8 protein-coding genes are annotated in these 14430 nt (G+C 41.4%); 3 read left to right on the top strand and 5 right to left on the bottom strand.

Annotated features, from left to right (window positions below; translation table 11 throughout):
- Positions 1 to 4 precede the first annotated feature (4 nt).
- The 4 genes from PF327_RS03515 to PF327_RS03500 all read right to left on the bottom strand — a co-directional run bounded on the left by PF327_RS03515 (position 5) and on the right by PF327_RS03500 (position 4864).
- A complete protein-coding gene (locus PF327_RS03515; RefSeq protein ID WP_289401363.1) occupies positions 5 to 2392 on the bottom strand; it encodes a Lon protease family protein in 2388 nt (795 codons plus the stop codon).
- The gene (ald, locus tag PF327_RS03510) at positions 2389 to 3528 is read right to left on the bottom strand and encodes an alanine dehydrogenase (RefSeq protein ID WP_289401361.1); all 1140 of its coding nucleotides are present in this window, start codon (positions 3526 to 3528) and stop codon (positions 2389 to 2391) included. Before ald ends, PF327_RS03515 begins: the two co-directional genes overlap by 4 nt.
- A gap of 99 nt (positions 3529 to 3627) precedes the next feature.
- Positions 3628 to 3960, bottom strand: a complete 333-nt coding sequence (locus tag PF327_RS03505) for a TraR/DksA family transcriptional regulator (RefSeq protein ID WP_289401360.1) — start codon at positions 3958 to 3960, stop codon at positions 3628 to 3630.
- A gap of 43 nt (positions 3961 to 4003) precedes the next feature.
- Positions 4004 to 4864 (bottom strand): universal stress protein, encoded by an 861-nt coding sequence (locus PF327_RS03500; protein WP_289401359.1) that lies wholly within the window; start codon positions 4862 to 4864, stop codon positions 4004 to 4006.
- Positions 4865 to 5009: 145 nt separating this feature from the next.
- Between PF327_RS03500 and PF327_RS03495 the strand changes: the two genes are divergently transcribed.
- Positions 5010 to 7634, top strand: coding sequence for a cation-translocating P-type ATPase (locus tag PF327_RS03495; protein ID WP_289401358.1), 2625 nt, complete (start codon positions 5010 to 5012; stop codon positions 7632 to 7634).
- 22 nt (positions 7635 to 7656) lie between these two features.
- Here PF327_RS03495 and PF327_RS03490 read toward each other — a convergent pair whose 3' ends face one another.
- A complete protein-coding gene (locus tag PF327_RS03490; protein ID WP_289401357.1) occupies positions 7657 to 10173 on the bottom strand; it encodes a cation-translocating P-type ATPase in 2517 nt (838 codons plus the stop codon).
- Positions 10174 to 10277: 104 nt separating this feature from the next.
- On the opposite strand from PF327_RS03490, the gene PF327_RS03485 reads away from it, so the two are divergent.
- Positions 10278 to 12740, top strand: a complete 2463-nt coding sequence (locus tag PF327_RS03485; protein WP_289401356.1) for a hydrogenase small subunit — start codon at positions 10278 to 10280, stop codon at positions 12738 to 12740.
- Positions 12733 to 14427 (top strand): nickel-dependent hydrogenase large subunit, encoded by a 1695-nt coding sequence (locus tag PF327_RS03480; protein WP_289401355.1) that lies wholly within the window; start codon positions 12733 to 12735, stop codon positions 14425 to 14427. The genes PF327_RS03485 and PF327_RS03480 overlap by 8 nt, the downstream gene beginning before the upstream one ends.
- The last annotated feature ends 3 nt before the right edge of the window (positions 14428 to 14430 follow it).

Below are 14430 nucleotides of genomic sequence, written 5' to 3'. Positions count from 1 at the left end.
TTACTCATATCTTTTTTTGTCTGCTCTTATTGGCAAAAAGTTTCAACTTCTCTTCTACAAGATAATTGATACTCTCTTTTGGGAAATGACCGTTCGCATCTTTTGTTCCGCTTTTTTTACCTGTAAGTATCTCCAAGCCTTCATTCACACTCTTAATCGCATAGATTTTGAATCTATTCTCTTTTACAGCTTCTAACACTTCTTCTTTCAACATCAGATGTTTGACATTGGATGCAGGTATAATGATCCCATGGTGTTTTTTGCTCTTAACCAAGTTGCAGACATCAAAAAAGCCTTCGATTTTTTCATTGATCCCTCCGACTGCCTGAACCTGACCGTTTTGATTGACTGAACCGGTCACTGCAATAGACTGATCAAGCGCTACTTCGCTCAATGAAGAGAGTAAAGCAAAGAGCTCTGCACATGATGCACTGTCACCGTCAATTTTTCCGTATGATTGTTCGAAAACCAGGGTTGCGGTCATTGTTAACGGGAAATCTTTTGCATAGGTAGTAGCCAAATAGGCTGATAGTATCATGATCCCCTTGTCATGGGTCGGACCGCTGAGCTTTGCTTCTCTTTCTATATTGATCACACCGCCTTTACCCAGTCGTGTCAATGCTGTGATCTTTGAAGGATGACCGAAGGAGAAGTTACCAAGATCAAGTACAGCAACCCCATTGATCTGACCTATAGAAGACCCTTCTGTCTCTATCAGTATAGTGCCTCTCTGGATCGCTTCATACATCTTATCTTTGATCCTGTCTGATCTTTCTATCTTTTCCCTAATGGCTTGATCTATCTGAGCTTTTGAAATATGATCCATATCTTCTTGTGAAGCGATAAAGTCAGCTTCATGTAACAGATCGCTCAAACCTCCAAGATGTGTGGTAAGCTTTTGGCTGTCCTCTGCCATACGAGAACTGTATTCGATCACCTTACCGACCGCCTCTTTATCCAATGGCAAAAGGCCGTTATCTTTTGCGATCATGCCTATCATTCTCGCATAAAGCTGAATATTTTCATCATTCCTGACTGTTTCATTTTCAAAATCGGCATTGATCTTAAAGAGTTCCCTGAACTCAGGATCATAATTATATAAGAGATAGTAAAGAAATCTGTCGCCTATAAGTACGATCTTGATATCCAGTTCAATGGTCTCAGGTTCCAAAGAAAGTGTACTGATCAAGCTTAATGAACGTGCAAGCGGTTCTATACGGATCTCAGAAGATCTCAGCATCCTTTTAAGTCCTTCCCAGACAAAAGGCTGCATTAAAACCTTTGAAGCATCCAATATTAGATATCCTCCATTTGCTTTATGCAATGCTCCGGCTTTGATTAGATTGAAATCGGTCAAAAGTGTCCCCATTTGGGCAATATGTTCGATCTCACCAAACAGATTTGTATAGGTTGGATTATCTTCATAAATAATAGGAGCACCCTCTTGATCTTTATGTGCTACGATGACATTGATATGGTATCGGTTAAATATACCGCTTTGTTTAGCATAGTTCGCTCCCATCATTGCAAGACTGTTTTGCGCAGAAATTAAAAAATCCTGTGAATTATCTATAATGTCTTCTTCCACACTCTCTAAATAGGATACGACTTTTTCATAATCCTGATACTTTTTTTTTAATTCGTTGATACTTGTGTCTACAGCTTTTTTAGTCATTTTTCTTTCAAGTTCCCGGATCTCTTTTTGCTGTATTTTACTTTCGATCACAATATCTTGAACTATATTCTCCAGTTCATTCCTGAATTTGAGTATTTTCTCCTGTATCTGGTCTTTATCTTGCGTACTTAATGCTTGATACTCTTCTTTTGCAAGTACTTTTCCATCATGGCTCATAGGTGCTAATGTATAGCCTGCAGTCGTATAATTGATAAAGATATTTTCCTCTTTGGCTCTTCTTTTCACTTCCCTTAGGGATTTCTCTTTCGCATCGGTCAGCTTATCTATAATGGCCTGTTTTTGTATACGATACTCTTCACTTTCAAAGAGTGAGGGGATGACCGTTTGTAACTCTTCTATCAGCTCTTCCATGTCTTTTTTAAGCTGTACGCCCATAGATGATTCAAGCTTGAGATAGATCGGTTTTCTAGAGTCTTCAAAATTATTGACATAACACCAGTCACCCGGTTTCTTTTCATCTTTTGCCTGGCTCTGTATAAACTTTTCTACTACTGTATGTTTACCGCTGCCAACCCTTCCCATGGCATAAAGGTTGTATCCCTCTTTCTTGATACCTATACCAAAACTGATCGCTTTGAGTGCTCTGTCCTGTCCTATGATCTCATTAGGATCTTTCAGTTCCGCAGTCGTATTAAAATCAAATAATGCCAAGTCACAATGGTTATAAAGTTTATCGGTCGCAAGTGGTTTTATCATAGTCTCTCTCCGTATTCAGGACAATGGTAGATCATATCTTTTAACATCTTATATTCCATTTCATGTGCATTGGCTACAGCTTCGTCAGTCACAAATCCACCTGCAACATTGACACCGCTGTAGATTGCTTCATCTTTTAAACATGCAGTCTTCCACCCCATATCTGCGATCTTCTTTACATATGGTATCGTTGCATTTGCCAATGCCTGTGTAGCAGTGAGGGGGTAATCCCCCGGTATATTGGCAACACAATAGTGCAGCACACCATCCACTTCAAAAACAGGGTCATCATGTGTCGTAGGTCTGGATGTCTCTATACATCCTCCCTGATCAATAGCAACATCAACCAATACCGTTCCCTTCTTACAGTAGGATAGCATCTTCCTTGTAATGAGTTGTGGTGCTTTTTCACCAGTGACATAGACTGCACCGATAACAATATCCACTGTAGGTAAGATCTTTTCCATATTATAGGCATTGGAGTAAAGGGTTGAGACATTTGCTTCCATAGACTCTTCAATGGATTTCATACTCTGTGGATTTCTTCCCATCACTATGACATCCGCACCCATTCCTGAAGCAATTTTAGCCGCGTTTTTAGCTACACTCCCGCTGCCGATGATCAGGACTCTAGAGGGAAGTATACCGGTTGAACCGCTTATCAATACACCCATACCATTATTATGCATTGCAAGAAAATAGCTTGCAACCATGGGGGCCACTCTACCCGCTATCTCACTCATAGGTTCAAGTAAAGGCAGCCTTCTACCTTCTTGTACTGTTTCAAAGCCTATTGCCGTCACTTTTTTTTCAAGAAGTATCTCTGTCAACTTTTTATTGGGAGCAAGATGTAGATAGGTAAAGAGTATTTGTCCAGGTTTTAAAAGTTCATACTCCTCTGGCTGAGGCTCTTTTACTTTTACGATCATTTCACAGATCTCAAATATCTCTTTAGGGTCATCAAGAATCACAGCACCAGCTTGCTTATACTCCTCATTGGAAAACCCGCTTTTTTCTCCAGCGTCCTTTTGGATATAGACTTTATGTCTACCCTCTACAAGCAATCTCACACCAGAAGGGATCATTCCTACCCTATATTCCTTGATCTTTATCTCTTTTGGAATACCAATTTTCACCTGAAAATCTCCCTTTTCTCTAAAGTAAATTCACTTAAGCTTGACATGAGACAGAATAAACAATCATCATTGTTTATAACACAACCCTTTAATTTTCTACTAAACCTTGGTTCTGGCAATAGGGTTGACTCTTAATCGCTCCTCAGGTATCGGTTTTGCACTTTCTTCACAAATGCCGTAGCTTCCATTTTTTATTTTTGCAAGTGCATGTAGCGTCTCTTTTCGCTCATTTTCCTGCTGCTCTAAAATCGTGTTGTCTTTACTACTGAGACTTTGAAGTGAGGCCAGATCTTCCATATCATTGATCCCATCGTCACTTCCTACACTTTCAAGCTCTGATCGAAGCTGTTCAATATTACTTTCTATATGTGCTAATTTTTCTTTTAATATTTTCTCAAATTCATTCAAGTCCAGATCATCTCTCATTTTCATACTCTACTCCTTTGTTTAAGTAACTAGTTATCATAGTATGGTTCTACGGTACATAGACCAAGACATCTTTTGATGTTTCTCTTAAAATATAATTTGCCACACTTCCCAACAATGCATTCACCCCTACTGTACCGCGAGATCCGACAACCACAAGGTCATATTGACCCTCCTTGATATAATTGACCAGTGTCTCTTTCGTATAGAGTTCACCATCGATCACTTTACCTTTTTTGACAGATACCTCTTGCATAAAATTTTTTAAATCGCTTTTGGCACAAGATTTTGCGACATCATTATATTGCGATAGATCACGACCCACTACAGCATAGGGTCCTTCCATATAAATGGTATCAAAAGCATTGACTACATTGATCTTTGCACTTGGAAAAATATCTTTTGCAAATAAAATACTTTGCTTTGATTGCATACCAAAGTCTGTTGGTGCTATGATGTTTTTATATGGGTTTTTTGCACTATTTTTAACGATCAGGACAGGTAAATGACTTAAGTGAGCTACTTTTTGTGCTGTCGTACCCAAGAAACCTTTTTTCCCTTTTGCCTTACTGTGTGCACCGATGATGATCATATCAATTTGATTTAATTTTGATTCATAGAGTATGACATCCTGGGGATTACCCTCTTTTACAAAGACAAAACAGTTGACTTTAAACTCACGGTTCAACGGCTTGATCTTTTTTTCTATCTTTTGAGCGATGCTCTGATGATCTATGACAACATCTTTACCACCGAAATAACTAGGTACACCAAGCCAAGGTGTCTGTACAGCATGAACGATAAACAGATCAGCTTTATGTTCATTGGCTACACTTAATGCTCTTTTTAAAACATTATTTGATTTCTCAGTGACATCCAATCCTACTAATATTCTTTTTAATTCTTTCATGATTACCCCTCTTTCAGAAATTTTAACACATAGATACTATGTAGCTATTTATATTCTACTATTAAAAAACTTAATAGTGCGACTTAAATGTATTAATGAAATTGTTAAAATAAAGAGTGTAAAATAGATTATATGTGAACTAACCATGTACTATATCTTTAGTTACAAAAAGAGGTGGAACATCCATTTTCATACCAAAACGATCGAACAGACATTTTCACTATTAGATTCAGATCATTCCGGTTTGACAGAAGAGTCAGTGTATGCACGTCAAGAGAAATATGGCCTCAATATTCTGCCATCAGAACCGGAAATGTCATTTTTAGAACATTTTCTTCAACAGTTTAAAAGTCCTATCATCTATGTGCTACTTATAGCGTCATTCATGGCACTCATCATCCAAGAGTACACAGATGCAGGATTTATTCTGCTTGTCTTACTTCTGAATGCAGTGATAGGGACCTATCAAGAGTATTCTGCATCGCAAAAAGCAAAACTGCTGCAAAACCTTATCAAAACCAATGTCATGGTCCTGAGAGACGGTGAGCTACAGGAAGTGGACAGTCGTCAAATTGTGACAGGGGACATACTGATCTTTGAACCCGGTACGAAAGTGAGTGCCGATGTGAGGATTGTTGAAGCCAACAACCTGATGGTTGATGAGTCATTGCTTACAGGAGAGTCCATTGATGTGCATAAAGATGCGCTCTTTGTCAGTGCGAACGAAGATCTTCTCATCTCTGAGCGCAAAAATATGCTCTTTGCAGGTACCTATATCTCCAGTGGTAGAGGTTTAGGTATCGTAACAGCTATAGGTAAAGAGACAGAAGCCGGTAAGATAGCACAGTTACTGAGTAAAAAAAGCATAGCCAAGATACCTTTGGTTGAAAAAATGGAAAAGCTCTCTTTTACTATTTCCATTGCCATTGCAATAATGGTCATCATACTTTTTACAGTAGGTGTGCTCAAAGATATGGAGTTTTATGGACTTTTCCTTTTTGCTGTTGCACTTGCTGTCTCTACCATCCCTGAAGGTCTGCCTGTAGCTATTACGGTTGCCCTGACATCCGCTTCTTTGTCCATGTCCAGAAAAAATGTCATTATACGGAAATTGGCTGCCATTGAAGGGCTGGGTGCCTGTACACTGATAGCCAGCGACAAAACAGGTACACTCACACAGAACAGACTCAGTGTAGAGTATTTTATCTCACCGCATATGGTGTATGATACAGATTCACTGGATGATGTACATGATATGGTCTACCTGGCTTCCGTATTGTGCAATGAAATGCATTATAAGGAGTCTGAAGAAGGCGGTGTGGATTTTTATGGGGACCAGGTAGATATTGCCCTGGCGCAGTTTGCTGCAAATGCTGACGAATCCTATATCACCAGTTCTAGATCCTATAGAAAGATAGATGAGATACCTTATGAGCCTATCAACCGTTTTTCTGCAGTGATGATGGAATTGGATGAGTTGATATTCCAGTTCAGCAAAGGTTCACCAGAAACGGTACTGGAACACTGCAATGTGACCCAGGAAGAGAAAATAGAGATACTCAATGAAGTGGATGCCTGGGCACTCAAAGGCTACAGAACCATTGCACTTGCCTATAAAGAGTCTTCTGATGAGTCTGTTATCAATCTTAGAAACTTTACCTATCTTGGCTTTGTGGCTATCATTGATCCTGTCAGAGAAGAGAGCCCCGAAGCGATCAACAAAGCGCAGGAGGCAGGTATCAAAGTGGTCATGATCACCGGAGATCATCCCAATACAGCATTTTCTATTGCACAGGAGCTTGGCATTGCCTCATCACGTGAGGAGGTAATGAGTGAAAAAGAGCTTCTGGCATGGGAAGATGGCGGTGCTGTGGCAGAGGCACTGAAAGACAAATCAGTGTTTTCCCGTGTGACACCTGCACAAAAGATGATGATTGTCATGGCCTATCAGTCCCTTGGACATTATGTTGCCGTTACCGGTGACGGTGTCAATGATGCCCCTGCGCTAAGACATGCCAATATCGGTGTTGCCATGGGCAAAAGCGGTACAGATATAGCCAAGGCAACCAGTGATATTATTCTAACAGACGATAACTTCACCTCGATTGTCAATGGTATTGAGGAAGGAAGACGCGCACATGATAACATCAGAAAAGTGGTGTATCTACTGATATCGACCGGTTTTGCAGAGTTGGTTCTGGTCATGCTCTCTTTTCTCACAGGACTTCCTCTACCACTGTTGCCTGTTCAACTTTTATGGCTTAACCTAGTCACCAATGGTATCGAAGATGTGATGCTAGGACTGGAAAAAGCAGAACCCGGACTCCTGCAAAGAAAACCGAGATCACCCAAAGAACCGATATTTAACCGGCTTATGCTTAGACGTATCTTCATTGGTGGCCTCTATATAGGTGTTACCTCTTTCGTACTTTTTTATATTTTATTGAAAAACGGAGAGAGTGAGGAGAGTGCAAGAAACATTATACTGCTTCTCATGGTACTCTTTGAGAATGTACATGTTTTTAATGCCAGAACAGAAACCAATTATCTGCACAAGGTCGGCTATAGAAGCAGTATGTTTTTAATCTTTTGGGTCATCTTTACGCAGCTATTGCATATTGCATGTTTGTATATCCCTTTTATGCAAAACGTACTCTCTACACAACCAGTCTCGTTTAACATGTGGTTGGAACTTGCTATGATCGCTTTGGGATTGGTTGCTGTTATGGAGGCAGATAAATGGGTGATGTCAAAAAGGCGATCTGTCTGATTCATTGATACTATTTTACTCTTCAATGCTTCCTTTTTTTCCAGAGGTACTCACCCCATTTTCGTATTTCTATCATTCCAAATACCCACAATGCCATGATACCGATGATCGTTAATGAACCACTGTTAAGTGGCAGAGTATGGAAGAGATCAGAAAGTAGATAAATGGCACATAACTGCAGGGCTACTCCTATACCTATCCCATAAAAAATATAAGGATTGATCTGCAATGATGTTTTAATATTTTTTAAAAAAGGTTCATGTTCTTTGAGTGACTGAATACCATTCACCCATGTAGCAATGATAAAAGCTGTGAACAATGTGGAGATAGCGCTCTCCTTAGTATAGTGTTCCAACATCCAAGCATATAAAAAAAGTGCTCCTATACTAATCACTATAACGACATAAAATACACGTAAAAGCTGAACTTTATCCAAAAACTGTTCATGTAATTTACTGGGTGCTCGTTTCATCACATCTTCTTCATCTTTTAAAAATGGAAATGTTTTATCCAAAGCACTGTTGGCAACGAGATTGATCCATAAAATCTGTATAGGATAGAGCGGTAGCGGCAATGCCATTAAAATAGCCCCGGTGATGAGGATCACTTCATCCAGACTGGTAGTGAGCAGAAAATAGATCGTTTTTCGGATATTGTTTGCTATGGAACGCCCTTGCTTGATCGCTTCAACAATGACAGAAAGATTGTTGTCTGCAAGCACCATATTGGCAGTAGATTTTGCTGCATCCGTTCCCTCCCCCATAGCGATGCCAAGATCAGCTGCTTTGAGTGCAGGGACATCATTGACCCCATCTCCTGTCACGGCAACGATCTCGCCATTTTTTTGCAGTGCCTTTACGATACGGTACTTATGTTCAGGGAGTACCCTTGCCCATACAGTGACCTTTGGCAGGATCTTTGTAAGTTCTTCATCATCCATCTCATTAAGTTCTTTGCCCGTAACGACCAGATCTCCCTCTTTGTAGATATTCACAGATCTAGCAACAGCTGTCGCAGTCAGGGCATTATCCCCCGTGACCATCATCACTTTTACGCCCGCTTTTTGTGCCTTATTCACCGCTTCCAGAACCCCTTCTTTGGGAGGATCAATGAATCCTACAAGTCCAACGATATCAATTTCCCATTTTTCTATCTCATCTGTTGTATGTTCGCCCATACCCAAAGCTATCACTCTCAATCCATGGGAAGCCAGTCTGTCATGCTCTTTTTGGAGTGTTTCAAGAGTATCCAGGTTTGTGGCAAACTGTTTTAAGGATTCAAAGGCACCTTTGACAAAGATCTTATGCTCTTTTTCCATCATATTTGAACTTGCCATCAGCCGATGCTTCGTGTCGAAAGGATAGAGATTGACACGCGGATATTTATCACGTATATCCTTATAGGACTCCCCTACCCATAATGCAAGGGCCGTGTCAACGGGATCACCCTTACCTTCTATGGATTCGTTCGCAAGGGATGAAACGGTATGTGAAAAAGTATCATGAAGCAAAAAGACCTCTTCTACTTTAAGATTTCCCTGTGTGATGGTACCAGTTTTATCCGAAGCGATGACAGTTGTGCTGCCTAACGTTTCAACCGAAGGCAAATGACGTATGTAGGCTTTTCTTAGACTTAGCGTCATGGCTCCTATGGTGAGTACCAGTGTGATCACAATCGGCAGTCCTTCAGGTACAGAGGCGACCAGCAAAGCAATGACCAGATAAATGATCTCAACAATCTCTTTACCTTCAAAAAATGTGAGAAGCCCCGTGATAGAGATCAGGATCATAACGACGAACATATGCTTTTTAATGAACGCCTCCAGTGCTTTGCTCAAAGGCGTATCCCGCGATTCTTCTTCAGCTTTGGATGAAATAGATGCCAAGTAGGTTTCCTGTCCAGTGAAAACCACATAACCCTCTGCATTCCCTTTGGTTACCGTGGTTCCGGAGAGAGCCATATTGTCCATTTCATAGGGAAGTGTGTCTCTGGGCAATGTAAGTTTCGCATCTTTATCCACAGGTAGAGATTCTCCTGTCAGTATTGACTCATCAATGACAAATCCATTGGTTTCAAAAAGACGTATATCTGCAGGTACAATATCACCTTCAGACAAAAGAATGACATCACCTGGTACCAGTTCAGATGAAGGTATAATACGTACCTGATGATCACGTTTGACCTTTGTTTTGCTCTCTGTAAGTTTTTTAAGTGCCTGAATGGAACCAAGCGCTTTAAGTTCCTGCCAAAATCCTATGAAAGAATTGAACAGAAGTATGATCAGTATCAGTATACCTTCATGTATATTTTCCAAAAAGAGAGAAAGCAGTGCCGCAGCCAGCAGTACATAGACCAAAGGGCTTTTGAACTGAGAAAGAAAGAGTATGAAGATATTATGCTTTTTTTCCTTGATCTCATTCAAACCATAAATGGAAAGATTCTTTTGTGCACTGTCACTGCTTAATCCCTCTTTGGATATTTCCATTTTTTCGGCTAAGGAGTCAATCGTTTCAAAATGGGGATACTCTGGAATAATCATTGTGTTTCCTGTATTTCATCTCTATTAGTGTAACATATTTTATTTGTTATAATTATCTAAGAAAGTTACTGTAAACTATAGCATATGCTTAACGGAGAGATACTATGAGAATCGTGATCATAGGCGGTGGGATCGCTGCAGCTTACATGGCCAACTCGATTTTAGAGAAGGCGCCCAAGTATGAAATATTGATCGTATCAAAAGAATCAAATCCTCCCTATGATCGAATCCATCTATGCTCCCTGATCAATGGTATTTCGGATATTAAAGACATCGCCTTGCCTCTTCCTCCTGGTGTCCAACTTGAACTTGATTCTGAAGTCATCCAAATAGACAAAGAAGCCAAACGGATCTACACAAAGAATTCGAGTTTCAGCTATGATATTCTCATCATCGCAACCGGTTCTGATCCCAGAACCCTCTTTGATATTGAGGGTATAAAAAATGCCAGGACCTTTAGAAGTGCTGCTGACAGTGAATGTATAGCTGAATGCAGCAAGGGCAAAAATGTGGTCATGATGGGTGTAGGTCCTATTGGGCTGGAGCTTCTAGACACACTTTGCGGATTGGAGGGGCCTGAAAAGATCTATCTTGTCTCACGCGGTATGCACCTTTATGATAAAGCACTCACTCCTGTTGCTGTAGAGATGATGAAGAAGATCTATGAAGAGAGTGACTCCCGTGTTCAGATATTGCTTGAAGAAGAGATCATCGATAAAAAGATCGAAGGCGATGAGATCACACAGGTAATTATGAAATCACACACTATAGATAATCCTTTTGTTATTTTTGGAGTGGGGATCACACCGAGTACTGAGTGTGCGAAAGGGACCCTTGATATAGACAAAGGCATCCTTGTGGATGAACATATGCGTACCTCAGATCCACACATATATGCCGTTGGCGAAGTCGCACAGATGCCGGATGGTTATATCGCAGGAAGGGTCAGAGAGTGTACCCTTCAGGCAGATGCCGCTATAGATTCTATATTTGAGATCGAAGGTGAGGGATTTAAAGAGTTTGTGACGGTTGACGGACTCAAAGTTGGTTCTTTTTTGCTTGCAGATGTCACCTCGACACTGTATGATCCCAAAGATAAAGATAATGAAGATATTGTGATTTCATCAAAGCAGGAAGAACGTATCGATCAGTATATTATGAATAAGGATAAGCTGGTCCGTTTTATTGGCATCAATACGAACGTTGATGTGATAGAGTTGAAAAGAATGATGGAAGAGGATAAAAAGATCGATACCTCTTCTTTTTATTCCAATCGTCTTGTCAGTAAGCGCGGTAGACTAATCTGTAGCTGTGTAGGAAGCTATAAGAACGACCTTGTCGATATCATCAAGACAAACTGTGTTGAGAATTTTGCAGAACTAAAGTCCTTTAGTGAAGCTGGACGGGTCTGCGGACGTTGCAAGAAAGATGTGGAACAGTTGATCATAGATACTCCGGTAGATCCCGAAGAGGCACAACGTATCAAAGCTGAACGAGAAGAAAGGAAAAAGGCAGAAGAACTGAAAAAAGTCCAGCGTCGTATTGACAAATATAATGCCTTACATCCAAAGAACCAGATAGAGGGTGAGAACCTTCAAGAAGCAATAAAAGCCTTTGATCTGAAAAAGGAATACAATAGCTGGGTCTCCATGATCACTGCAAATATGCGTCTAGGACCAGAATATGAAGAGCTGGTCGGCCAAGGTCTTGAACAATTGAACAAGATACCGATCATCTGGCTGGAACTGGCTGACTGTACGGGAAACTCAGAAGGCTTTATCAAATCCGCTCACCCCAAGGTAGAAGACCTTATTTTGAAATATATCTCTTTGGATTATCATGAGCTTCTTATGGCGGCATCTGGAGATCGGTCAGAATCGGTACTCCAGAGTATTATTGAAAATGATGCAGGCAGATATATCCTGATGGTAGAGGGCGCTGTTCCTTTGGGGATGGAAGGAAAATTTCTGAGGATCGGACCAAAGGGTGAGACAGGACATGACTTGCTCAAGCGTGTTGCACAAAACGCAGCAGCCGTACTTGCTGTAGGCTCATGTGCATTTGACGGTGGTGTTGTAGCGGCAAAGCCCAATCCGACCGGTGCGGTAGGTGTTGCGGAAGCCTTGGGAAGGGATGACATCATCAATCTTCCGGGCTGTCCGGTCAATCCGATCAATATTGTAGGGACTTTGCTGCACTACATTATGTTCGGTGAACTTCCGAAGCTTGACGAGAAAAACCGTCCTGAGTGGGCCTATGGTTTCAGGATCCATGACAATTGTGAAAGACGCGGCCATTATGAGCTGGGTGAATTTGTTGAGGAGTGGGGTGATGAAGGAGCAAAAAAAGGCTGGTGTCTCTTCAAAATGGGATGCAAGGGCCCTTATGCCCATCTGAACTGCTCTTTGGTAAAGTTCAATGAAGGAACAAGCTGGCCGGTGCAGGCAGGACACGGATGTTTCGGCTGTGGACTTGGAAAGATCGCATTTGACCATTTGGCAAACCACAGAGAAGTGGACGATGAGACAAAAAAACTCTTAGAAGATGCAGGAGCCAACGATGGCTAGTCGTAAAATTGTGATAGATCCCATTACAAGGATCGAAGGGCATTTGCGTATCGAGGTCGAAGTCGATGAGAACAATGTGGTCACTGAAGCATGGGCTTCGGGACAGTTGTTCCGCGGTATAGAGATGATCTTGAAAGGACGTGATCCACGCGATGTCGGACTGATCGCTCAGCGTATTTGCGGGGTCTGTACCAATGTGCATTACCGCGCTTCCATCAGTGCGGTAGAAGATGCGTACAATATCGCCTTGCCGAAAAATGCAGAGATCATTAGAGATTTGGTGACACTGGCACTTTTTGTTCAAGATCATATTGTTCATTATTACCATCTGCATTCTCTTGATTATGTGGATGTGGTATCCGCCCTTGAAGCTAACCCAGAAAAAGCATCACAGGTCGCAAAAGCATACCATGAGCACCCCTATCTAAGTTCAGCTGAACATTTGAAAAGTGTGCAGGAAAAGTTAGATTCATTTGTCAAAGCAGGACGGCTCGGTCTATTTGCCAACGGTTACTGGGGTCATTCATCCTATAAGTTCACACCGGAAGAGAACCTGGTACATATGAGCCATTATCTCGAAGCTTTGAACATCCAGCGTGAGATGAGTAAGGCTATTGCAATCTTTGCAGGCAAGACACCGCATCCTCAAAACCTAGTGGTTGGCGGAGTAACAAGCGTGGCAGACATGCTGAACCCTCAACGGCTGAATGACTTTATGTTTATCCTCAAAGAAACACGTGACTTTATCGAGCGTGCTTATATTCCTGATATCAAAATGGCAGTAAAGGCTTATAAACATGAGATAAAATCCGGTTTTGGAAGAGGAAGCGGTAATTTTATGGCGGTCGGTGGTTACAGTTTCGGAAAGTCAGAACAGCTGTTTGAAGGTGGAGTGATCTATGCGCATGATTTTAAGACCATAGACGATTTCGATGAAGCATACATCACTGAAGAAGCCTCACGTTCTTGGTACGAACAAGATGCACCCCTATCGCCGTATGATGGAGAGACCACACCTTTTTATACGGACCTGAATGATGATGGAAGCCTAAAAACAGAGGGTAAATACAGCTGGGTCAAAGCGCCTCGCTATAAAGGCAGACCGATGGAAGTTGGACCTGTTGCACGTATGATTATGGGCTACAGCAAAGGATCTAAGACCATAAAACCTTACATGCAGAACTTTATGGATGCAACAGGTCTCGAGCTTGTAGATTTTTCTACAACATTGGGACGCAATGCGGCGCGTGCTGTAGAGTCTCAGGTCTGTTGTGACCATATCTTTGATTTTTGCAGCGAGCTTATCGAAAATATCAAATACTATGATGAAGAGACGTGGACAAAGTATGTCTTCGAAGCACTCCCTTCAGAGTCAAAAGGGCATGGGATCTTTGAAGTCCCTCGCGGAGTACTGTCACATTTTGTCTGTATAGAAGATGCCAAGATATCCAATTATCAGGCCGTTGTTCCGACCACATGGAACGCTTCACCCAAGGATGCCTCAGGTATCCGAGGGCCTTATGAAGAGTCACTTATCGGTATCACACTTGCCGATCCCTCCAATCCGTTGGAAGTGTTGCGGGTAGTGCATTCCTTTGATCCCTGTCTGGCATGTGCAGTGCATGTCATGGATATAAAAGGCAATGACATCGGTCAATATAAGATCAATGCCTCTTGTACTATTTAAACG

This window comes from Sulfurovum xiamenensis (assembly GCF_030347995.1).
In the GTDB taxonomy this organism is placed as follows: Bacteria; Campylobacterota; Campylobacteria; order Campylobacterales; family Sulfurovaceae; genus Sulfurovum; species Sulfurovum xiamenensis.
Note: the sequence above shows the minus strand (reverse complement) of the source record. Positions and strands in the feature narration are given on the sequence as shown.